This is a genomic window from Nonomuraea sp. NPDC050643 (genome assembly GCF_040654715.1).
Classification (GTDB): Bacteria; Actinomycetota; Actinomycetes; order Streptosporangiales; family Streptosporangiaceae; genus Nonomuraea.
Genome location: NZ_JBFAIM010000015.1, coordinates 154,530 through 175,948, shown reverse-complemented (window position 1 = coordinate 175,948; position 21,419 = coordinate 154,530). Strand labels below are relative to the sequence as shown.

Genomic DNA, 21,419 nt, shown 5'->3' with positions numbered 1-21,419 from the left:
CACAAGACCGGGTTTTCGCCAACCTATAGACTTCGGTGCCGGGCGATCGTCACACCATTCGGGGAGGCATGCCCCCTGATCGGGGGATTCATCCGTCGGCGCGCCAATGGTAGATGGTGCAGATGGCCGATGTTGAGAATGCCGGTACGCCCGTTGCGCACTGGTCTGCGCGACGAAGGGAAGTGCCCGGTGTGATGCAGTCGCTCGCACGGCAGGCTCGGCTCATCGCCGTTGCCTGCCTACTGGTCGACGTCGTGATGTTCGTCGTGGCGACGCCCACCCTGCCCGGCGTGCTCCGGGTCGGCGGGCTGGTCGCCATTGTGTGCGTGGATGCCGCGCTTGCGCTCCCTCCCCGATACTCGGGGCAGGTGGCCGCCGCGCACGCGGTCGCCGCTGTCGGCTTGGCCGTTCTGCTCCAGACGACTCCCGGCGCGGACTGGGATCTGATCGGCGGCGTGATCGCCGCGTACCGCACGGGTGCCTGGCTGCGTGACAGGTCGAGCATCGGCGCCGTCATCATGCTGGCGGCGGGAATGGCGATCGCGGAGTCAGTGGCCGGTCCCGGCGACATGCTCGCGGCCGTCACAGGGATCATGAAGGACGCGTTCATTCCTTGGCTGGTCGGCCGGTACACCTCAGCGCGCCGTGGCTACCTCGCGGAGCTGCACCACAGCCGCGAGATGGAGTTGCGCGATGCCACCGCCGAGATGGAGAGGGCCGCGGAGAGATTGAGGACGTCGATCGCGCGTGACCTGCACGATGTCATCTCCCACCACGTGAGCGCGATCGGTGTGCACACGGGTGCGGCTCGTCTCAAGCTCTCCGCTCGGCCCGAGTTCGCCGATCCGGACATCATCGACTCGCTCACGGCCGTCGAGGCGTCCAGCCGATCGGCGATGCTCGACCTCCGCCGGGTGCTCGACATCCTGCACAGGACCTCCGATTCGACCAGCCAGGTCGGCCTCGGCCATCTGGACGAGCTGCTCGACGGTGTCCGGCGGTCGGGCCTGGCCATCCGGTTCCAGGTGGCCGGGATGCCGCGCAGGTTGTCCGGTTCTGTCGACATCGCGCTGTACCGGATCGCCCAAGAGATGCTGACCAACGCGCTGCGCTACGGAGACGGGACTACGGTGGACGTCGATCTCGACTTCGGCGAGGACTGCGTGGTGCTGAGCGTGCGCAACGGCATCGGACCACGGCCAGAGCGCGCCGACCGTCCCTCGGCCGGGCGTGGGCTGGTGGGGATCCGAAGCCGGGTGGCCCTGTTCGGCGGCACCGTCTCATACGGACCCGACGGCAGCGGAAGGACCTGGGAGACCAGGGTGAGCGTATGCTTCGACGCGTCATCGTCAGGAGAGGCCCAGTGACATCTCGCATACTCATCGCCGACGATCACGCGGCCTTCCGCTCCGGGTTGCGCGCCATCCTCAGTACCCAGCCGGACCTGGAGTGCGTGGCCGAGGTCGCAGACGGGCGCGCCGCGGTCTCAGAAACGCTCCGGCTGCGCCCGGACCTGGCGATCCTCGACGTCCGGATGCCCAAGTTCGACGGCCTCGCGGCAGCAGCCGAGATCAGGGCGTCGGGACTGACCAGCGTCCGAATCCTCATGCTCACCACCTACGACAGCGACGAATACCTGCATCGCGCCCTGACCGCGGGAGTGCAGGGCTTCGTGCTCAAGAGCCTGCCCGCCGAGGAACTCATCGCCGCGGTCAGGGCCGCGGCTCGGGGCGACTCCTACGTGGACCCGTCCGTCGTCCGGCGGCTCACGCCACGCATCGCCGACGCGATCGCTCCGGTCGCGCAGCCGACCCAGACGCTGCCACCGGGGATGGCCCGGCTGACCGCGCGCGAACACGAGGTGTTCCTGCTGCTCGCCGAGGGGTTCACCAATCAGGAGATCGCCGCGACCCTCTACATCGGCGACGAAACGGTCAAGACCCACGTGTCACGGATCCTCACGAAACTGAAGCTGCGCGATCGGGTGCACGCCGTGCGTTACGCCTACCGGTACGGCATCGTCCGGGTCACTGACGAACTGGACGAATAGTGTCATCCGCCTGGAGTTCGCCAGGTCGAGTCGAACCGCCAGGTCCCACTTGCCGTGGGACCTGGCGGGCGTCGCGCGGCTGGCTGCGGCCGGCCGGTGAGTGAGCACGGCACGAGGCGGTCCGGCCCTTGTCAGGGAAGACGCCGAGCTTGGTCGGTCACCACCCGGGCGACTCGTCGATCGCGGACCCGCGAAACGTTCCCGTCATGGTCCCGGCGGGGAGCGTGGCCAGGTGGACCGGAGTCGCCGCACCGTCGGCCAGCCTGCGTTCACCGCGCCGGTCGGTGGACGCATTGATGTCGGTCGGTACCCGGCCGGGAGTGACGGAGTTGACCTGGATGCCGTCGGCTCGCAGTGCCTCGGCGTACAGGAGCGTGAGCACGTTGAGCGCGGCCTTGGAGGAGCTGTAGGCGAGTGCTCCGATCTTGCGCTGCCGGCTGTCCGGGGTGCTCAAGGCGGTCAGCGACCCCAGGCGACTGGACATGTTGACGATCCGCCCGTTCGCCGACTTGCGCAGCAGCGGGATGCAGGCCGAGGTCACGGTGACGACGCCGAAGACGTTGACCTCGAAGGTGGCGCGCATCTGGTCCGCGGTGATGGCGGGGACCGCGGTGCCGATCTCGCTCGAGATGCCCGCGTTGTTGACCAGGACGTCGAGGCGGCCGGACTCGGCGTCGATCGTCGCGACCGCGGCGGTGACCGAGTCCGCGTCGGTGACATCGAGCTGGACGAATCGAACATCGCCGCCGCCGGCGGCCAGATCATCGGCCGCCTCCAGGCCACGGGTCTCGTCCCGGGCACCGAGGTAGACCCGCATACCGCGGTCCGCGAGTTGCCGCGCGATCTCGTGGCCCAGGCCCTTGTTCGCGCCCGTGACCAGGGCGATGTCGGTGGTGGTCATGCTTGTGCCGCCGACGCGCGCTGGATGTTCGCCCGCACTTCGGCGAGATTCGGGTAGCCGTTCACGGCCATCAGCAGGTCTGCCTCGGCCAGGAACATCCGGAGCAGGTGGATCAGTCCGGGCACGCCACCGAGCGCAAGCCCGTAGACGTAGGGGCGACCTATGCCCACCATGGTGGCGCCAAGGCCGAGTGCCTTGACCACGTCGGTCCCGCTGCGCACCCCGGAGTCGAACAGAACCGGGACCCGGCCATCGCAGGCCGCGGCGACCGCCGGCAGGAGCTCCAGGGCGCTGAGGCCGCCGTTGGCCTGGCGGCCACCGTGGTTGGAGCAGTAGATGCCGTCCACGCCGGCGTCGATGGCGCGACGAGCGTCGTCCGGGTGCGCGATGCCCTTGAGGATGAGCGGCAGATCGGTCAGGGAGCGCAGCCATTCGAGGTCGGCCCAGGTCAGTGGGTTGCCGAAGATCCGTGCCCACGTGCTCACGATCGCCTGCGGCTCCTGGCTGGAACCGACGAGCCGGCGGAAGACGGGATCGCTGGTGTAGTTCTTCAGCACGTGCCCGCGTAGTTGCGGGAAGTTGCCCGAAGCCAGGTCTCTCGGCCGCCAGCCGGGGATCCACGTGTCAAGTGTCACGGTGATCCCGCGATAGCCGGCCTGAACCGCGCGCTCGATCAGGCTGGCCGCGAGATCACGATCCTTGGGCGTGTAGAGCTGGAAGAAGCTCGGAGTTTCGCCGGCATGCGGGATGACGTCCTCCAGCGGATCCTCCATGAGCGTGGAGAACATCGCCGGCACACCGGTGGCGGCCGCCGCCTGGGCGACGGCGACATCACCGTGCCGGTCAGGGGGCACCAGGCCGATCACACCGACCGGCGCCATGAAGACCGGTGTGGGGAAGGTATGTCCCCAGGCCGTCACCGACAGATCCCGGTCGATGGCACCGACCAGCATCCGGGGCACCACCCCCCACTGAGCGAAGGCGTCGGCATTGCGACGTTGGGTCGCCTCATCCCCTGCGCCGCCGGCGATGTAGGACCGCAACGACGGGTCGAGCGCGGCGACCGCTCGGCTTTCGAGGGTCGCGTAGTCCATCGGGAAATCGGAGACGCGCCCGCTCAGAGCGTTGAAGTAGATCTCCAGCTGATAGTCACCGAATGCCTGAGTCATGCCATTCCCCCTCCCCCAGTCGTCGGCACATCACGTGAGCTCGACATCGAGGAGGTAGGCGTACTGCTGCCCGGAGTGCAGGTCCCGCTCCTCGACACCACCCTGAGGCGATCGCCTGGGGTAGGAGATCTTCAAGACCTTCATCTGCGGAATCGGGTAGAGAGAGATCGTGCCCGGGTCGATCCCATAGATCGCCGCGATCGAGTCGGCGCTCAGCGAAGGGCTCTGGGCGTAGCGATCGTAGTTCTCCTGGCCGTCGAACATCAGGTCGATGGTGACCCAGAACGGGCCCGCCACCTTCGACCTGACGTGATGACAGACCTCACTGACCTTAGGCATCGGCTGCCACCTTCACTTTCAGCTCATCGAGCATCTCGATTCGAACCAGTTCCAGGGGGTCATCGACGCTGACCACGTGGTTGAGCACGAACTGGAAGACGCGCCCGCGATCGATCTCGCCCGGCGTGAACGGCCAGCCGTAGCTGGGCAACTCCATGCCCAGGCGCAGCGGCATGTGGAAGAAGTACGGGTTGCAGGCCTTGGCGATGTGGCTTGCCAGCTCCTGGGTCCTGGCGGTGATGACGCACATCATGCCGATCTCGAGCGGGACCGAACCGGGAGGCGGCGCCATTCCGCTCACCCCGTTCCAGCCGTACATGCGCAGCGAGATGCCGAAGTCGTCCCTACCCAGGCCCGTGGCCGAAATGGCACGCTCGGTCAGCGTCGCCAGCATCATGTCGTGGAACGCCGCAGGCTCGGCGAGCACGTCGGGGTCGACGATCCCGACGATCATGATCGTCTGGAACAGGTCTCCGGAGGCGCCTTCCAGCTTCATCGTGTAGGGCCGCGGAACCCACGTCGATCCCGTCACCCGCACCTTCGACTCGGTCAACTGGACATATTCACACTCGGTGACATCGAGTTCGCCCCCCGGCTCGGTCAGCAGCCACGGGTTCTTGTTCTCGTACAGGAGGTGTCCCGAGATGCCCTCGACCGTCGCCTTGAACCGCGGATCGACCGGCTCGACCTCGAACCCGTCGGCGTCGATCTCGAGAAGCACCCCACGCTGTCCGGTGTTGGCCGTCGTTGCCTGGCCACCGCACTCGGCGATCTTGCCCGCGTGCCAGCTCGGCCCGGCCGGCGCGCCCTTCCACAGCGCGAACGCCCCGATCACCGCCGGATCGGAGGACCGACCTCCGATGATGATGTCGGCGCCCGCCTCCAGCGCCGCGAAGTAGGGCTCCGGCCCCATCAGCGCGACGATGTGAAGGCACCGATCGATGGTGGCTTCATCGAGGTCGCCCAGCGGAGGGAGGTTGGAGATCCCGCCCTCGGTGAGCTTCTGCTTGATCAGTTTCGGTTCCTGCTCGGAGTAGAGCAGCGCGATCTTCGGCGTGTGTCCCTTCTCACGGGCGATCTCCAGGACGATGTCGCGGGTCCAGTTGACGTTCAGATCGCCTCCGGCCTGGCCGGACGTGCCGATGAGGAGCGGAATGTTCGCTTTCTGCCGGGCACCCATCAACAGTTCGAGGTCCTTCTTGACCGAGCCCCGGTCGTTCTTGGACGTCCCGGTGGCCAGGTAGGCCGCACCGCTGTCGGTCGAGCCGGCGTCCAGGGCGATCACATGGGGCTCGCGTGCCAACCCGTAGTCGATCTCCTCCGGGAAGAGCCCGACACCGAGGGAGCCTTGGGGCACGTAGATCCTGATCGATTCCCGGTCAGGGATTGTCGCGTTCAATGCCGTTCCCTTCGTACCGCCGCGGCGGTTCAGTGCTGATTGGGTGGGACGTCGCTGCCGGTCTTGCCGACCAGGAAGTCGAGATCGCAGCCGTCGTGGGCCTGGTTGACGGTGTCGATGTAGAGCTTCGCGTAGCCGCGCGTCGCCTTCGGCTCAGCAGCAGACCGTTCGCCGAAGCGCCGCGCCAGTTCCTCGCCGGAGACCAGGAGTTCGAGCCGGCGACGGGCGACATCGAGTTCGATGACGTCGCCGTCACGTACGACGCCCAGCAGCCCGCCGGCCGCCGCTTCCGGGGAAACGTGGAGGACGACCGCACCGAAGGCGGTGCCACTCATGCGCGCATCGGAGATCCGGACCATGTCCCTGACCCCCTGAGCCAGGAGCTTGGCCGGAATCGGGATCATGCCCAGCTCGGGCATGCCAGGGAAGCCTCTGGGCCCGCAGTTCTTGAGGACCAGGACCGAGTCGGCATCGACCTCGAGGTCAGGGTGGTCGATGCGGGCGTTGAGATCGTCTTGGTCTTCGAACACGACGGCCTTGCCACGGTGCTCGAGCAGGCGCGGCTCCGCTGCGGATGGCTTGATGACCGCACCCTCCCGGCAGAGGTTTCCGCGCAGGACCGCAATCCCCGAATGCGCCTTGAAAGGGTCGTCGAGCGTGAAGATGACGTCGCGGTTGTGGCACTTCGCCTGGTCGTTGTTCTCCGCAAGACTCTTGCCGGTCACGGTCAAGGCGTCACCGTTGAGCAGCCCACCTTCGCACATCTGCCGAATGACCGCCGGTAGTCCCCCGGCCTCGTGGAAGTCCTGCATCAGGTACGTGCCGGATGGCTGGACATTGACCAGCGTCGGGATGTCCTGGCCGATCGCGTGCCAGTCCTCGATGACCAGCGGGACTTCCATGCGCCGTGCGATCGCGGTCAGATGGATCACGGCATTGGTGGATCCACCGATCGCCGCGTTGACCTTGATCGCGTTCTCGAAGGCCTCCCGGGTCAGCACCTTGTCCAGCGTGAGGTCCTCGCGCACCATGTCGACGATGCGGCGTCCCACCATCCGTGCGAGTACCCGGCGGCGCGCGTCGACCGCGGGGATCGCCGCGTTGTCGGGAAGTCCGACGCCCATCGCCTCCACCATCGCCGCCATGGTCGAGCCCGTGCCCATCACGTTGCAGACGCCGACGGTGCGGTTGAGGCAGGACTCCGCTTCTTCCACGTCGTCGATGCTCGCGCGGCCGGCACGCAGGTCCGCGGCAAGGTTCCAGGCGTCCTTGATGCCGAAGGGCCGGCCGCGGAAACTCCCGTTGAGCATCGGGCCGGCCGACAGGCCGATCGTCGGGAGGTTCACGCTGGCGGCGCCCATCAGCAGCCCGGGCGTGGTCTTGTCGCAGCCCATCATCAGCACCACGCCGTCAAGCGGATTGGCTCGCAACGTCTCCTCGACGTCCATGCTGGCAAGGTTGCGCAGCAACATGGCCGTGGGACGGGTCAGCGTCTCTCCTGTCGAGATGACGGGGAATTCCATGGGGACGCCGCCGGCCTCCAAGATGCCCTCGCGAACGTGCTGAGCCAGCTCGCGGAAATGCGAGTTGCACGAGGTGAGGTCGGACCAGGTGTTGCAGATGCCGATGACCGGGCGACCGTCCAAATGGTCTTTCGGCACGCCACGGCTCCGCACCCAGCTCCGGTGGGTGAAGCCCTTGGCCCCCTCGCCGCCGAACCAATCCTGTGATCGGAGATCAGGCACGGTTCCCCCTCTGCTGACCCTCACGGAACTGCTCGAGCTCGGGCAGGTAACCGATCGTGTTCTCCTCCAGGGTCGTCCCGAAGTTACGCGCGAGACAGGACTGAAGGACGTAGAGTCCGTGGACCAGCATCAAGTCGGTGATTCCCTCCGAGCCGAACTGGTCGAACTCGTTCCAGTTCTCATCGGAGACGCGGTTGTGGTGGTACATCTCGTCCACGGCGCTGACGACGACCCGGTCGAAGCCCTTCAGCGACGCGCTCCGCGGGCCCTCGGCCACACCGGCGAGGTCCTCGTCGGTCACGCCCAACGCCAGGCACGCCTTACGGTGCTGTGACCACAGATACTCGCTGTCGCACAGCCAGACCGTACGCATGGCCGCGAGCTGCCACACCCGGGAGGGCAGGCACGTGTCGTCGATCGCGCGTTTGCCGAAGGGTGCGATCGACTTGAGGAACTCGGGGTAGTTGATCATGGCCTTCTGGAGTTTCGAGGTGGTCGGCTTGCCGCGCCGTCCCAGCCGGTTCACCTGCTCGACCTGCTGAGGGCTCAGAAGCGCGTAGTCGGCTTCGAAGACGCGTTTGGGCATCCGGCGCAGAGCCGTCAGGCCCGTGCCGGCCGTGACGGTCGTGTCCCTGGGCATTCCCCACCCGGCGAGGCCGTCCTCCAACTCGACGCCCATGCTGTTGACCGCGGCCGAGAGTGTGACGAAGAAGCCGTAGGTCGTCATGATGTCCATGACCGCATTCGGGCCGAGCCGGCCAATCCGGTACCACTTTTCTTCGCTCAGATAATGCGTGTCGTGCATCTCGTCCACTGCTTCGACGACGTGTTCTTCGAGGCTGTTCAGCGCGTCCCGATATTCACCCGTGGCGATCGCTCGGGCTTCGGATTCGGTGATCCCGATCGCGACGCCCTCCTCGCGAATATGCGCCCAGAGATATTCGCAACCGCACAGCCAGGCCGTGCGCAACGACGCCATGACGGCCAGACGTCTCGGAAGGTCACTGGTCAACGTGACCCTGGTGCCGATCCTGCCGATGGAGCGGGCGAATTCGGGGTAGTTGAGAAAGGTCTTCATCATGGCGGAGGCGCCCTCCTCGCCGTACGGACCCATCTTGATCCGGACCGCTTCCTGCCTTTCGGAGAGGCTTGCGAAATCCACCGGGCGCACACGCGTCGGGTACTGCATGGTCTGTTGGTCTCCTAGGGTGAATCAACGGTTTTGCGTCTCGGTCCATCCGGCCCTACATCAGGGGCGGCACGATCGCATCGATCAGGTGCGGGCCGGGCTCGGCCAGTGCGAGCCGGAACTGTGCTGCCAGCTCCTCGGCGGTCGTCGCTCGGCTCGCGGGAACGCCCATTCCTTCGGCGATCTTGACGAAGTCGATGTCGGGCCGGGAGAGGTCGAGCAGTTCGTTGGCCTTGGGGCCACGCCCCTGGACGCCGACGCGCTGCAGCTCCAGGCGCAGGATCGCGTAGGCACGGTTGTTCAGCAGCACCGTGGTGACGTCGAGGTTCTCCCGGGCTTGCGTCCACAGCGCCGAGATCGTGTACAGCGCGCTGCCGTCGGACTGGAGGTTGATGACCGGCCGGTCCGGTGCGGCGACGGCGGCACCGGTGGCCACCGGCATGCCGTAGCCGATCGCACCACCGGTCAGGGTCAGCAGATCGTGCCGTGGAGCACCGGCGGTGGCGCGCGGCAGCAGCAGACCGGAGGTGTTCGACTCGTCCGCGATGATCGCGCGGTCGGGCAGCAGCGCGCCGATCACGTCGGCCCAGCTCTGCAGGGTCAGTGGCCCGGACGGTAGATCGGGCCGGATGGCTTCTTGGAGCACCGGCCGAGTCTCCGCCGCGACCAGGTCCGCCAGGTCTCGCAGCGCTCGCGGGACGTCGTGTCCACCGTCGGCCAGGAAGTGGACCTGGGCGCCCTCGGGAACCAGGTCGCTCGGCCTGTCCGGGTAGGCGAAGAACGACACCGGCAGTCTCGTTCCGGCGATGATCAGGTGCCTGATCCCGTCGAGCTGCTGGACGACCGATTCGGTGAGGTAGGCGAGCCGCTCCACGGCCGGCAGGCCGGCACCGCGTTCGAGGCGCGCGGGGAACGTCTCGACGAACGTCTTCGCCCCGGTCGCGGCGGCGATCCGGCTGGTCGCGCGGAGACCGGCCTCGCGGCAGGCGCTGCCTCCGATGAGCAGGGCCGCCGGCTCACCGCCGGTCAGCACGTCGGCGATCCGCCGAATGGTGGCCGCGCCGACGGGCTGAGGCTCCCGAAGCGGGAGGGGTGCGGCGGGCTCGCCGCCTTCGCCCCAGGAGGCGTCGGCCGGCAGGATCAGTGTCGCGATCTGGCCGGGTGGGTCCTGGGAGGCCGCGACCGCGCCGGCGGTGTCGGCGCCGACGTCCTGGGTGCGCTCGGAGCGGCGGAGCCAGCCGTTGAGGGTGCCGGCGACGGCTTCGATGTCCGACTCGAGCGGGGCGTCGTACTGTTGGTGATAGGTCGCGTGGTCGCCGATCACGTTGACGATCGCCGAGTGCGCGCGACGCGCGTTGTGCAGGTTGGCCAGCCCGTTCCCGAGACCCGGTCCGAGGTGCAGGAGCGTCGCGGCCGGCTTGCCCGCGATCCTGGCATAGCCGTCCGCGGCGCCGGTGGCGACCCCTTCGAACAGTCCGAGCACGGCCCGCATCTCGGGAACGCCGTCGAGCGCGGCCACGAAGTGCATCTCCGACGTGCCCGGGTTGGCGAAGCAGACGTCCACCCCGGCGTCGACGAGCGTGCGGATCAGCGACCGCGCACCGTTGATCCTCATCGCTGCCGCACCTCCGCAACCGGCAGAATGCCCGGGTTGAGGATTCCGGCGGGGTCGAAGCTCGCCTTGATCCGACGCATCAGCGCGATCTTCGCTGGGTCCTCAAGCTCGAGGAAGTACTCGGACCTGGTCTGTCCGATGCCGTGCTCACCGGAGATCGCTCCTCCCAGCTCCATGCCCAGCGCGAAGATCCTGGTCAGGAGCCTCTTCCGCTTCTCGGCGTCCGGGCAGAAGAGGCCGAGGTGGACGTTGCCGTCCCCGGCGTGACCGCATCCGGCCACGGCGGCGTCGTGCGAGAGCACGAGGTCTTCGGTCCGGCGCAGGAACTCCGGCATCGCAGCCCGCGGGACCACGACATCAATGATGTCGTCGACGCCGATCGCCTTGGCCGTCCAGAAGGATTTCTCGCGTGCCTCGACGAGCTTGCCGGCGGCGGCACCCTCGAGCACGTACGCGTCCATCGCGCCGAGATCGAGCAGCAGGCCACCGAGCTCCATGACGTCGGCCTGCAGGCGGTCCTTGTCGCGGCTCTCCAGCGCCACCATCAGGTAGGCCGCCGCGGAAGCCCGGACCGCGGCCTGAATGCCGAGGTCGAGGTTCAGATGGTCGCTGATCGCGCCAAGGGTCCGCTCGTCGATGTACTCGAGGATGTGCGGGGCGATTCCGCTGGCGATGATCGTGGTGACGCCCTTCAGCACCTCGTCCACGGTCGTGAAGGGGGCCAGCACCGTCGCTCCGTGTGGCAGTCGCGGGTGGAGCTTCACGGTGACCTCGGTGACGATGGCGAGACTGCCCTCGGAGCCGACGATCAACTGGGTCAGGTCGTACCCGGACGAGATCTTCGCGATCTTGCCACCGGTCCGGATGATCTCGCCGGTCGGCAGCACCGCCTGCAGTCCCACGACGTTGTGCCGCGTCACCCCGTACTTGACGGCCCGCATCCCGCCCGCGTTCGTCCCGACGTTTCCGCCGACGGTCGCGCTCAACTCGCCCGGATACACGGTGTAGGCGAGTCCGGCCGCGGCGGTCCGCTCGTCCAGGTCGGCGAGGGTGATGCCCGGCTGTACCACCGCGACGTGGTTCTCGGTGTCGATCTCCAGTACGGCGTTCATGCGCTCGAAGGAGATCACCAACCCGCCCGGCCGTGGCCGCGCCGCGCCCGAAAGGCCCGTGGCCGAGCCCCGTGCGGTGACCGGAACGCCGTGCTCCCCCGCGCTCAGGAGCAGAGCCGCGACCTCCTCCGCGCTCTTCGGCCGCGCCACGAAGGCGGGCCGCTGCGGGACGGCGGTCAGGGCTTCGTCATGCGTGTAATCCTGCGAAATCATCTCGCCTGCGAGGAGATTCGCGTTCCCCACGATCTCTGCGAACCGCTCGGCGACGGCGCTCATCAACGGCCTTTCCTCTCTGTGGCTTCTCTGTGGCTGTCGAATCTGTGCCTCACCTCGTCGGCTCCTGGACGACCGGATTGGTCAGGGTCCCGATCTGCTCGATCTCGATCGTGCATTCGTCGCCCGGCCGCAACCAGACCTGCGGGTCTCGGAAGGCACCGATGCCGTTGGGGGTGCCGGTGACGATGACGTCACCCGGCGCCAAGGTCATCGCCTCAGAGAGGATGGCGACCAACGTGGGCACGTCGAAGATCATGTCTTCGGTGTTGGCGTCCTGCAGGACCTCGCCGTTGAGGATGGTCCGGATGCGCAGTCCGGCGCAGCCGTCAGGCAGTTCGTCGCCGGTCACCAACTCGGGCCCGAACGCGCCGGTGGCGTCGAACGCCTTGCCCATCGTCCATTGCTGCGACTTCACCTGGAAGTCTCTGACCGACCCGTCGTTGAAGACGGAATAGCCGGCGATGTGGTCGAGCGCCTCGTGCTCGGCGATATGACGTCCGCCCTTGCCGATCACCACGGCGAGCTCGCACTCATAGTCGAGTAGGTCGGATGCGCTGGGTCGAACCAACGGGGCACCATGCGCGACGAGGCCGTTCGCGAACCTGGCGAACACGGCCGGATATTCCGGGACTTCGAATCCGCTCTCCTCCGAGTGCGATCGGTAGTTCAGTCCGATGCACAAGATCTTTTCGGGCCGCAGGATCGGCGGCAGCAGGGTCACGTCCGACAGTGCGAACTCAGGTGCACCACGGAGAAGCCCCGCCAGGTCCGCGAGACCGGACTCCTTGCCGAGGAACGACTGAAGATCGCCACCGAGCTCAGAGATCGGGAGTCCTCGATACCCCCCTTCGGACTTGATCCCGACGCCCTGCCCGTCTCCGCCGGCGTAACTGATGAAGCGCATTGTCTACTCCTGGAATCCGACTGGTTGATGACATCCGTGGGCGCGGGCTCAGATGGCATAGATCGCGCCGGTAATCGTGGCCGCGGCGATCGCCGTCAGAGTGATGCCGATGGCCCACCGGAGGGCGAAGCGCTGCAAGGACCCGAAATCCGTGCGCAAGAGCGAGGCAACGAGGTAGATCGGCGCGCTCAGCGGGCTCAGCGTGTGAAGGTAGATTCCGGGGAGCACGGAATGAGCAATCACCTCGGGCGGAATGCCGTACGCCGAACCCGTCTTCGCGAGGACGGGGACAACGCCGAAGTAGAAGCTGTCGTTGGACAGGATGAACAGCAGCGGCCCCGAGACCAGGGCGGTGACGAAGGCGAAACCACCGCCCCAGGCCTCCGGCAGATGGGCGACAAGGGCGTCGGACATGGCCTTGACCATCCCGCTGTCGTTGAGGATGCCCGAAAAGGCGCCTGCCGCGAGGATGAGCGAGATCACCATGACCACGGTCCCGGCGTGAGGCTTCAGCTTCTCGTTCTGCACGCGCAGGTCGGGCCAGTTGACCGTGACCGCGATGGAGAACGCGATCATGGCCAGCGCCGGCAGGGGCAACAGTTCGATGCCCATGCTGACGATGAAGGCGATCGTCAGCGCGAGGTTGAACCAGACATTCTTCGTCGGAATCGGCGTACGAGGCTCACCGATGCCCGCCTCCCCGCCCTCGTCCGCAAGGGTGGCCTGGGCCTTGCGGGCGCTGAGCTTGCGCCGTTCGCCGCGTCCCACGAAATACGCGAAGACGAGGGCGGCCGCGAGGGTGAGGACGAGCGCCGGCAACATCGGGAGAACCACGTCGGCGACCTCGATGTCGAGCGAGACGGCCATCCGCGCGGCCGGGCCGCCCCACGGCATCCAGTTGAGGGTCGGACAGATGATGGCGAGCAGCATCGCGATGATCAGCGGATTGATCCCGACCTGACGGTAGATCGGATACATCGACGTGATGACGACGAAGGCCGCCGTGGAGCCGTCACCATCCAGGCCGATGCAGATGATGAGGATCGCGGTCCCCACCACGATCCTGACGGGATCTTCGCCGACGATCGAAAGGATCTTGCGAATGAGCGGCTCGAACAGGCCGCACTCGGTCATCACGAGGAAGTAGAGGAGGGCGAAGGTCAGCAGCACCGCCGTGGGCGCGGTGTCGACGACCCCGGACACCATCATGTCCCCCAGATCCCCGCCAAACCCCCCGAGCAGGCCGAACACCGTGGGGATGAGGATCAGACCCGCAACGGCGGAGATCCTCTTGGTCATCACTAATACGGTGAAGACACCGATGGACCCAAAGCCCAACGCAGCCAGCATGTACGCTTCCTCCCAGCTTTGACGGAGCCGCTCGGCTTCGCGACCGGTCAACCGAGGCTCAAGAGGATTCCGGGACCGGTTCCATGAGCACGGTTGAGTACGAATTCCATTCGGCGATCTCCGCTCGGGCCCTGGCCGCCCTGAATGTCGCCGACTCGATGTCTCGAACGGACCGCGATGGGCTTTCGCCTCGTCTCACGCTAGGGCTCAGCCGAGTGGCGCTCATCACACCAACCGGGGAGACCCGTCCCCTGATCGGGGGACTCGCAGGCGGGCGCAGCGGTGATAGACGACGCCGCAGACCTGGCCGTCCACACGCACAGGCCGTCACCCGACGACCTCCGGGGCCTGGAGCCGTTCCGCGATCGCGGTTCCCAGTCGGACGGTGGTGGCGACGCCACCGAGGTCCGGTGTCTTCGCCGCCGAACAGATCGCCGGCCACGACGACGTCGAACAGGTCGGGGTGCAGGACGAGTCCCAGTAGGGCATCGAGGTCGAGATCCGGCAACGGACCGAGCACCCCGTGAAGCAGGCGGCGCTGGCGAAGTCGAACCGCTCGGTCGCGACGGTGAAACCGTAGATCGACCGGCCGGGATCATCAACGTACGCAGGTCGCCACCCGGGACCTAGGCTTCTTCGAGCAAGGTAGGCTTTCGCAGCAGGTAAGGCGCGTGGCGGAGGTCGGCTGTGCCAGAGTCTGTCGACGACCTGAGATTCTTCACGGTCATCGCCGCGAGTGAGACGCTGACGGCGGCCGCACGCGGACTGGGGCGTTCCCTTCCGGTGGTGAGCAAACGTCTCGCGGCGATGGAGCAGCGCCTCGGTGTGCAACTCGTTCATCGGGGAACCCGGAAACTCGTGCTCACGTCCGAAGGAGCCGTTCTCGCGAAGGGGATCGGCCCGATCCTCACGGACGTCCAACGGCTGGAGGAGGAGATCTCCGGCGGCTCCGCGGACCTCCGGGGGTCGTTGGTCGTGGAGTCGACTCTCGGCATCGGACGGGCGCATGTCGGCCCGCTGCTGGGCGAGTTCGGAGCGCGTCATCCGAGTCTCGACGTTCAGCTGACCACGACGCCCCTTCCCGTCAGTCCTCATAGGCGGGAGTTCGACGTGGCGATTCACGTGGGCCCGCTGCACGACTCGACACTGCGGATAAGGCGGCTCGCGGAGAATCGCCGCGTGGTGTGCGCGTCCCCGGCGTACGTGCATGAGCACGGTGAGCCCAGAACGGTGGACGAACTCGCCGACCACAACTGCATCCTGCTTCGCGAGAACTCCGGCGACTACACGTTGTGGCGCTTCGGGCACGGTCCGGATGAGTTCCGGGTCCGGGTCGATGGCACATTGTCCAGCGACGACGGCGACATCGTGACCGGATGGGCGCTCGAGGGCCACGGCCTCATCATGCGCTCCACCTGGCAGGTGGCCCCCTTGCTGAAGGACGGGCGGCTCGTGCAGGTGCTGGCGGACGTTCCCACACCTGCCGCGGACGTGTATGCGCTCCACGCCGACACCGATCATGTCCCCGCACGGGTGACGGCGGTCCTGGACTTCATGAGCGAACGACTGCCTGAGCGACTGGGCTGAACCCGATGGGGTGAAAGGTGACCTTTCGCCGGCGGGGGTTTATCCCGCCGAGGTCCCGCCATTAGGTTTCTGCGAGTGCCGCCACGGCTGCGTCCGTCCCGTCGGGCACCGGGTCCCACCGCGTCGCGGAAAGCCCGCCTCGCCGCGAGGTCGGCTCCGGCCGCCGTGCCGGCGAGCGCAGCCTCTGTCTCCGCCGAAAGTGAGTGCTCGACCGATGCCCCGCATCCTCATCACCACCGACTACCTCGAACCGGGCGATCCGGTCGACGTGTACTTGAGAGAACATGGTCACGAGACGGTGCACGCGCCGCTGCGTGGGCGTCGCGATCGCGACGAGCTGGCCGGTCTGCTTGACGGTGTCGACGGCGCGCTCATCGCCAACGAGCCCATGACGGCTGACGTCCTCGCCTCGGCGCCGACCTTGAAGGCCGTCGTGCGGTCGGGTGTGGGCTACGACTCGGTCGACGTCGCCGCTGCCTCAAAGCTGGGGATCCTGGTCAGCAACCTGCCGGGCGTCAACGCGAATGCCGTCGCGGAGTTCACGATGGGTGCGATCCTGGCGGCATCACGGCGTCTGGTCGAGCTGGCCGTGGGCGTCGCCGAAGGCAGATGGCCCCGTACGGACGGACACGAGCTGCGGGGATCGACTCTCGGCCTCGTCGGGTTCGGCGCGGCAGCACGCGCCGTGGTGCCGCTGGCACGCGCGTTCGGGATGACCGTGCTGTGCCGCACCGCGATCGAACCGGACCACGGCTCACCAGCACCTGACGTGGAGTTCGTCGACCTCGACACCCTGCTCTCCCGCTCGGACGTCGTGTCCGTCCACACCGCTCTGACTCCCGCCACCCGCCACCTGATCGATGCCCGGGCACTGAGCCTGATGAAGCCGACCGCGCTGCTCGTCAACACCGCACGCGGTGCGATCGTCGACGAGAACGCCCTGGCCGCGGCCGTCCGCGACGGGACCATCGCCGGTGCCGCCCTCGACGTATGCGAGGTCGAGCCGCTACCGGAGGGCAGCGTGCTGCGCGGCATCGAGGGCATCACGGTGTACTCGCACATGGCCGGCCAGACGGTGGAGGCGCGTGCGGCCGCCGGGCGAGAGGCCGCCGTCGAGCTCGTCAACGCTCTTTCCGGCAGGCCGGCATTCCGCGTCAACGATCCCTCGGTGCACCAGTTCCGCGTGACCCTCCGGCATCGGGGCTAACCCACGGCGGTCAGTTGCTTGACCACCGCCTGGGCCACGCCCCTGGCGCTTCCCGGATTCTGTCCAGTGATCAGGTGTCCGTCCTCGACCACGTACGGCTCGAACGGCTTGCCGGCCGTGCTGTAGTCGGCCCCGAGCTTCTCCAACTCCTCCTGCAGGTTGTAGGGGACGGCATCCGCCCGGTCGGCCAGCTCTTCTTCTGACCAGGAGAATCCGGTGACCCGCTTTCCTCTGACCAGGGGGTCACCATTGCCGAGTCTCACCTGGAGCAGGCCGGTGCCACCGTGGCAGACGGTGGAGACGATTTTGTCCGTCTCGTAGAAGCGGGCCATCAGATCTTCCAGATCCCGACTCTGCGGAAAGTCGAACATGACCCCGTGGCCCCCGGTGAGATAGATGGCGTCGTAGTCGTCGAGGCTCACCTCTGAGATCTTCTTGGTGTCCTCCAGCAGGTCCATGTATCTCCGGTCCCGGTAGCGCTGTTCGGTGCCCAGCTCGGCCAGGACCTCGTGGGACAGGCTCTCCGGGTCCAGCGGGATCTTCCCGCCGAGCGGACTCGCGATCTCCATGGACAGCCCCGCCTGCTCGGCGACGTCCCAGAAATGCGTCAACTCCCCGAGCCACAGGCCGGTCCGCAGGCCGACCTTTTCGTACTCGCCGACGTTGGTGACGATGATCAGGATTTTCTTCGTCGCAGCCATTGTTCGCCCCCGATGCAACGGCGCAATGCGTTCACCTTTCAGACTATCGCTGTGCGCGAGGAGCCGGCGGCCCAGAGCGATCCGCGGCCCACTGCAAAAATGCGGTCAACTCCTAGTTCGCGGCAGACCGGCGACCTGGACCTATACTTTGAGCCCGAACGGTTTTTCGGTTTCCTGGCGTAGGGAGGGTCGCACGTGCCCGGGCAACGGTCCATCACCGAGGCGGAGAAGCTGGTCGAGGCGAAGCTCGGCGGTACGCCGGTCAGTCACGAGCGCATGGCGGTGGTGGCCAACATCTACCGCGCCGCCGCGGCGGTCCGTCAGCACCTGGAGAACGCGGTCCTGAGGAGCAGCGACCTCACGTGGACCGCCTTCGTGGTGCTGTGGGTGATCTGGATCTGGGGCGAGTCGGAGAGCCGTCACGTTGCCGAGGAGGCCGGCATCTCCAAGGGCACGCTGACCGGTGTGATCCGCACGCTGGAGTCGCGTGGGCTGGTCCGGCGCTCCGAACATCCCTCTGATGGCAGACTGCTGCTCCTCAGCCTCACCGGCGAGGGCGAGGAGCTCATGAGACGAGTGTTTCCCGACTTCAACGCGGAGGAGTCGTTCGTCACCTCCCGCCTCGACGACGACGCCTGCCGCGCCCTGGCGACCGGGCTGCGCCAGGTCGTCCTGCAGGTGGAGGAGAAGGGCGAGGAGCGCCGGCTGGCGTTGCTGGACGGCGCCAAGCCCGCCCCCCGTCGCAGCGGACGCCGCCGGCAGGCCCCGCGGGAGGGCTGATCAGGAGCAGGCCGCGCGGACGAAGGCGTCGAAGATCGCTTGCTGCGTCTCCGCCTCGCGGGCACTGTCCTCCGGATGCCACTGCACGGCGACGGACCAGGAGGCCAGGTCGGGGCCTTCGAGCGCCTCGACCGTCCCGTCTGCGGCCTCGGCCGTGACGACCAGTCCCTCTCCCACCTGCGACACCCGCTGGTGGTGGTAGCAGGACACGCTCATCTTCTGCGCTCCCGTCGTCCGCTCCAGGAGCGATCCGGGCAGCACGGCAACAGGGTGCACCACGTGGCGATGGTCCAGGTCGGTGCCGCCCATGTCCTGCTCCAGGGTGCCGCCGAGCACCGTGTTGAGGACGTGCAGGCCGCGGCAGACGGCCAGCAGCGGCAGCCCCGCGGCCAGGGCCTGGCGGGCCACCTCCAGGTCGAAGCCGTCCTGCTCGTCGTCCACGTCGTAGACGCTCCGGTGGACTGTACGCGCACCGTAACGGTGGGGGGCGATGTCGCCGCCTCCGGGCAGGAGGACGGCGTCGAAGCGGGCCAGGCGGCCGACCACCTCGTCGGGGTCGGCGACGCCGCCGGGGGCGTGCGGGTGCAGCGAGACGGGCTCGCCTCCCGCTCTCCACACGGCCTCGACCAGCGCGCGGGCGTTCACCTCCGCGTGGTGGCGCAGCGCCGAGGCCGAGACGGAGAATCGGGCGGAAATGGCGATCAGCGGTCTCACAGCCGGATCCACGTGGTCTTGAGCTCGGTGTACTTCTCCAGAGCGTGGCTGGACTTGTCCCGGCCGCTGCCGGACTGTTTCACACCGCCGAACGGCACGGTCAGGTCACCTTCCTCGTAACAGTTCACCCAGACCGTCCCTGCGCGCAGGGCTCGGGAGACCTGGTGGGCGGTGGACAGGTCCGCCGTCCACAGTCCGGCGGCCAGGCCGTAGTCGCTGGCATTGGCGAGCGCGACGGCCTCGTCCAGGTCATCGAAGGTGAGCACGGACAGCACGGGCCCGAAGATCTCCTCGCGGGCCAACCGCATGCCGGAGGTGACGCGATCGAACACGGTGGGCTCCAGGTAGCTGCCGGTCCGCCGGCGCGATCCACCGGCCAGCAGCCGGGCTCCCTCCTCGATGCCGGACCTGACGTGGCCGAGTACCCGTCCGAGGTGGGCCTCACCGACCAGCGGTCCCATCTCGGTCGCGGGATCCAGCGGGTCGCCCACGCGCAGCTCGCGGGCCCGCGTGACGATGGCCTCGGTCACGCGGTCGGCGATGGCGGAGTGGACGAGCAGGCGGGAGGGCGCCGTGCACATCTCGCCCTGGTTGAAGAAGATGCCCCAGGCGGCGGTGGCCGCGGCCCGGTCCAGGTCGGGGGCGTCGGGCAGGATGATGTTCGGGGATTTGCCGCCGAGCTCCAGCCAGACCCGTTTGAGGTTGGAGTCGGCGGAATAGCGCATGAAGTGACGACCGACGGCCGTGGAGCCCGTGAACGCGAGCACGTCCACGTCGGGGTGCAGGCCGAGCGCCCGTCCGGCGGCCGGGCCGCCCGCGGCGACGACGTTGAGCACGCCGGGCGGCAGGCCGGCCTCGGTGGCCAGCCGTCCGAGCGTCAGCGCCGAAAGCGGCGAGCACTCCGACGGTTTGAGCACGACCGTGCAACCGGCCGCCAGGGCAGGGGCGACCTTCCACGAGGCGATGGTGAGCGGGAAGTTCCAGGGCACGACGGCGCCCACCACACCCGCGGGCTCTCGGGTGACGAGTGCCAGGGCGTCGGGAGCCGTGTGCGGGGACTCATCGGTGAGCTTGTCGGCGAGCTGGCCGTACCAGCGGAAGGTGGAGAGGGCGGCGAGCAGCTCGATGTCATAGGCGTCCTTGATGGGTTTGCCCATCTCCAGGCTGACGGTCAGTGCCAGGTCCGCACGTCGTTCCTCGATCAGGTCGGCGAGCCTGAGCAGCGCGCGACCACGTTCCGCGGGTGCCAGACGCGGCCACGGCCCCTGGTCGAAGGCGCGGCGCGCGGCCGCGACGGCGGCGTCGACCTCGGCCTGCCCGGCGTCGGCGACCTCGGTCAGGACGCGCCCGTCGCGGGGGGAGATGACCGTGAAGGTCGCGCCTGCGCCGGGTTCGTCGCCGCCGTCGATGTGGTGATGGATGGGCAGGGTCAACCGCTCGGCGCGGGCGCCCCAGTCCTCGGAGATCATTGCATGGCCCTTCCTGCTCCGTGGCGACGAGGATGACGGGGCATCAGCGGCGCCTGGGCGAGCGGATGCCGCGGAACTCCCAGTCGCCGCCGAGGGCCGTGGACAGCACCTCCTCCGACTCGGTGGGCTGGGCGCCGAGGTCGGTGCGGATCGCGGTCGGGCCGCTGACGACGCGGCTGGCGAGCCGTCCCAGGCCCTCGACCTCGACCAGGTCGCCCGGTCGCACGGGGCGGGAGTTGGCGGGGGTGCCGGACAGCAGCACGTCGCCAGGACAGAGGGTGATGGTGCGGGCGATGTCGGCGACGAGGTAGTGCATGTCCCACTCCATCTCGTCGGTGGAGCCGTCCTGGGCCAGGGTGCCGTTGACGTAGGTGCGCAGGTACTTGCCGCGGAAGTCCCACCCGGTGACCAGGCCGGGGCCGAGCGGGCACAAGGTGTCGGAGCCTTTGACCCGCAGCATGGACCCCGCGTCGGTGTCGCGGAAGTCGTGCAGGCCGAAGTCGTTGGCCACGGTGTATCCGGCGATGTACTCCCCCGCGTCCGCCGGTGAGACGTTGCGGCAGGTGCGGCCGATGACGATGGCCACCTCGGGCGGCCGGCCACCTTCACCCCGGCCGACCGCCCGCACTCCGAGACCCGCCGCACTCACTACGAGAACCTCGGCGGGCCCGGATTGGCAGGAGGACAGCAGCAGCGAGACCGACAACGAACTCATCAGGTCCCTCGCACGGGTCGCACAGGACCTCGGGAGTCTCAGGAGCTGATGGAGCAGAGCCCGGCTCTCGGCGGTAAGGCCGGCTTACCGGAGCATGACGTGATCCATCGTTGATCCTCACGGCCGCGGAATCCCACGATTGGCGGCATGAAATCGACATTTGACACCCTTCGCCGTGACCTCGGCGGCGGCGACAT

Annotated in this window: 19 protein-coding genes; 5 read left to right on the top strand and 14 right to left on the bottom strand. The window is 67.8% G+C overall.

Annotation, left to right across the window (positions count from 1 at the left end):
- The first annotated feature begins 122 nt into the window (after positions 1-122).
- Together AB0I15_RS22015 and AB0I15_RS22010 are read left to right on the top strand one after the other, a co-directional pair.
- Positions 123-1,367 (top strand): histidine kinase, encoded by a 1,245-nt coding sequence (locus tag AB0I15_RS22015; RefSeq protein ID WP_358098302.1) that lies wholly within the window; start codon positions 123-125, stop codon positions 1,365-1,367.
- Positions 1,364-2,050 carry a response regulator transcription factor gene (locus AB0I15_RS22010; protein WP_358098300.1) on the top strand — a complete coding sequence of 229 codons (687 nt, stop codon included), beginning with the start codon at positions 1,364-1,366 and terminating at the stop codon, positions 2,048-2,050. The genes AB0I15_RS22015 and AB0I15_RS22010 overlap by 4 nt, the downstream gene beginning before the upstream one ends.
- Before the next feature lie 157 nt (positions 2,051-2,207).
- Here the strand turns inward: AB0I15_RS22010 and AB0I15_RS22005 are convergent, their stop codons facing one another.
- The 10 genes from AB0I15_RS22005 to AB0I15_RS21960 form a co-directional block, all read right to left on the bottom strand.
- On the bottom strand, positions 2,208-2,951 hold the full coding sequence (locus AB0I15_RS22005) for an SDR family oxidoreductase (protein WP_358098297.1): 744 nt from the start codon (positions 2,949-2,951) through the stop codon (positions 2,208-2,210).
- Positions 2,948-4,120: an alpha-hydroxy-acid oxidizing protein gene (locus tag AB0I15_RS22000; RefSeq protein WP_358098294.1), complete on the bottom strand. Its 1,173-nt coding sequence runs from the start codon at positions 4,118-4,120 to the stop codon at positions 2,948-2,950. Before AB0I15_RS22000 ends, AB0I15_RS22005 begins: the two co-directional genes overlap by 4 nt.
- A 30-nt stretch (positions 4,121-4,150) precedes the next feature.
- On the bottom strand, positions 4,151-4,459 hold the full coding sequence (locus tag AB0I15_RS21995) for a DUF4387 domain-containing protein (protein ID WP_358098291.1): 309 nt from the start codon (positions 4,457-4,459) through the stop codon (positions 4,151-4,153).
- Positions 4,452-5,744 (bottom strand): acyclic terpene utilization AtuA family protein, encoded by a 1,293-nt coding sequence (locus tag AB0I15_RS21990; protein ID WP_358098288.1) that lies wholly within the window; start codon positions 5,742-5,744, stop codon positions 4,452-4,454. The genes AB0I15_RS21995 and AB0I15_RS21990 overlap by 8 nt, the downstream gene beginning before the upstream one ends.
- A gap of 143 nt (positions 5,745-5,887) precedes the next feature.
- On the bottom strand, positions 5,888-7,603 hold the full coding sequence (locus AB0I15_RS21985; RefSeq protein ID WP_358098285.1) for an IlvD/Edd family dehydratase: 1,716 nt from the start codon (positions 7,601-7,603) through the stop codon (positions 5,888-5,890).
- Positions 7,596-8,792 carry a carboxymuconolactone decarboxylase family protein gene (locus tag AB0I15_RS21980; RefSeq protein WP_358098282.1) on the bottom strand — a complete coding sequence of 399 codons (1,197 nt, stop codon included), beginning with the start codon at positions 8,790-8,792 and terminating at the stop codon, positions 7,596-7,598. The genes AB0I15_RS21985 and AB0I15_RS21980 overlap by 8 nt, the downstream gene beginning before the upstream one ends.
- A 55-nt stretch (positions 8,793-8,847) precedes the next feature.
- A complete protein-coding gene (locus AB0I15_RS21975) occupies positions 8,848-10,407 on the bottom strand; it encodes an acetolactate synthase large subunit (RefSeq protein WP_358098279.1) in 1,560 nt (519 codons plus the stop codon).
- Complete coding sequence (locus AB0I15_RS21970; protein ID WP_358098276.1) at positions 10,404-11,795, bottom strand: FAD-linked oxidase C-terminal domain-containing protein; 1,392 nt, start codon at positions 11,793-11,795, stop codon at positions 10,404-10,406. The genes AB0I15_RS21975 and AB0I15_RS21970 overlap by 4 nt, the downstream gene beginning before the upstream one ends.
- 49 nt (positions 11,796-11,844) lie before the next feature.
- Positions 11,845-12,699 carry a fumarylacetoacetate hydrolase family protein gene (locus tag AB0I15_RS21965; RefSeq protein ID WP_358098273.1) on the bottom strand — a complete coding sequence of 285 codons (855 nt, stop codon included), beginning with the start codon at positions 12,697-12,699 and terminating at the stop codon, positions 11,845-11,847.
- Between the two features lie 48 nt (positions 12,700-12,747).
- Complete coding sequence (locus AB0I15_RS21960; RefSeq protein WP_358098270.1) at positions 12,748-14,049, bottom strand: citrate:proton symporter; 1,302 nt, start codon at positions 14,047-14,049, stop codon at positions 12,748-12,750.
- Between the two features lie 687 nt (positions 14,050-14,736).
- Here AB0I15_RS21960 and AB0I15_RS21955 point away from each other — a divergent pair.
- Complete coding sequence (locus tag AB0I15_RS21955) at positions 14,737-15,636, top strand: LysR family transcriptional regulator (protein ID WP_358098267.1); 900 nt, start codon at positions 14,737-14,739, stop codon at positions 15,634-15,636.
- 214 nt (positions 15,637-15,850) lie between these two features.
- Complete coding sequence (locus tag AB0I15_RS21950) at positions 15,851-16,843, top strand: phosphoglycerate dehydrogenase (RefSeq protein ID WP_358098264.1); 993 nt, start codon at positions 15,851-15,853, stop codon at positions 16,841-16,843.
- Here the strand turns inward: AB0I15_RS21950 and AB0I15_RS21945 are convergent.
- The gene (locus AB0I15_RS21945) at positions 16,840-17,544 is read right to left on the bottom strand and encodes a type 1 glutamine amidotransferase domain-containing protein (protein ID WP_358098261.1); all 705 of its coding nucleotides are present in this window, start codon (positions 17,542-17,544) and stop codon (positions 16,840-16,842) included. The two genes, AB0I15_RS21950 and AB0I15_RS21945, sit on opposite strands and share 4 nt — an antisense overlap.
- A gap of 195 nt (positions 17,545-17,739) precedes the next feature.
- Here AB0I15_RS21945 and AB0I15_RS21940 point away from each other — a divergent pair, with 195 nt between their 5' ends.
- Positions 17,740-18,324, top strand: a complete 585-nt coding sequence (locus tag AB0I15_RS21940; protein WP_358098258.1) for a MarR family transcriptional regulator — start codon at positions 17,740-17,742, stop codon at positions 18,322-18,324.
- Here AB0I15_RS21940 and AB0I15_RS21935 read toward each other — a convergent pair whose 3' ends face one another.
- Genes AB0I15_RS21935 through AB0I15_RS21925 form a run of 3 tightly spaced genes read right to left on the bottom strand, consistent with a single transcriptional unit; the run spans position 18,325 to position 21,222 of the window.
- On the bottom strand, positions 18,325-19,038 hold the full coding sequence (locus AB0I15_RS21935; RefSeq protein WP_358098255.1) for a gamma-glutamyl-gamma-aminobutyrate hydrolase family protein: 714 nt from the start codon (positions 19,036-19,038) through the stop codon (positions 18,325-18,327).
- Positions 19,035-20,507 (bottom strand): aldehyde dehydrogenase, encoded by a 1,473-nt coding sequence (locus AB0I15_RS21930; RefSeq protein WP_358098253.1) that lies wholly within the window; start codon positions 20,505-20,507, stop codon positions 19,035-19,037. The genes AB0I15_RS21935 and AB0I15_RS21930 overlap by 4 nt, the downstream gene beginning before the upstream one ends.
- 43 nt (positions 20,508-20,550) lie before the next feature.
- Positions 20,551-21,222, bottom strand: coding sequence for a fumarylacetoacetate hydrolase family protein (locus AB0I15_RS21925; RefSeq protein ID WP_358098250.1), 672 nt, complete (start codon positions 21,220-21,222; stop codon positions 20,551-20,553).
- Positions 21,223-21,419 lie beyond the last annotated feature (197 nt).

Bases quoted from the DNA above. Each gene is read 5' to 3' on its own strand.
- AB0I15_RS22015 (WP_358098302.1), top strand. From the start codon at position 123: ATGGCCGATGTTGAGAATGCCGGTACGCCCGTTGCGCACTGGTCTGCG.
- AB0I15_RS22005 (WP_358098297.1), bottom strand. From the start codon at position 2,951: ATGACCACCACCGACATCGCCCTGGTCACGGGCGCGAACAAGGGCCTG.
- AB0I15_RS22000 (WP_358098294.1), bottom strand. From the start codon at position 4,120: ATGACTCAGGCATTCGGTGACTATCAGCTGGAGATCTACTTCAACGCT.
- AB0I15_RS21995 (WP_358098291.1), bottom strand. From the start codon at position 4,459: ATGCCTAAGGTCAGTGAGGTCTGTCATCACGTCAGGTCGAAGGTGGCG.
- AB0I15_RS21980 (WP_358098282.1), bottom strand. From the start codon at position 8,792: ATGCAGTACCCGACGCGTGTGCGCCCGGTGGATTTCGCAAGCCTCTCC.
- AB0I15_RS21975 (WP_358098279.1), bottom strand. From the start codon at position 10,407: ATGAGGATCAACGGTGCGCGGTCGCTGATCCGCACGCTCGTCGACGCC.
- AB0I15_RS21970 (WP_358098276.1), bottom strand. From the start codon at position 11,795: ATGAGCGCCGTCGCCGAGCGGTTCGCAGAGATCGTGGGGAACGCGAAT.
- AB0I15_RS21965 (WP_358098273.1), bottom strand. From the start codon at position 12,699: ATGCGCTTCATCAGTTACGCCGGCGGAGACGGGCAGGGCGTCGGGATC.
- AB0I15_RS21960 (WP_358098270.1), bottom strand. From the start codon at position 14,049: ATGCTGGCTGCGTTGGGCTTTGGGTCCATCGGTGTCTTCACCGTATTA.
- AB0I15_RS21950 (WP_358098264.1), top strand. From the start codon at position 15,851: ATGCCCCGCATCCTCATCACCACCGACTACCTCGAACCGGGCGATCCG.
- AB0I15_RS21945 (WP_358098261.1), bottom strand. From the start codon at position 17,544: ATGGCTGCGACGAAGAAAATCCTGATCATCGTCACCAACGTCGGCGAG.
- AB0I15_RS21930 (WP_358098253.1), bottom strand. From the start codon at position 20,507: ATGATCTCCGAGGACTGGGGCGCCCGCGCCGAGCGGTTGACCCTGCCC.
- AB0I15_RS21925 (WP_358098250.1), bottom strand. From the start codon at position 21,222: ATGAGTTCGTTGTCGGTCTCGCTGCTGCTGTCCTCCTGCCAATCCGGG.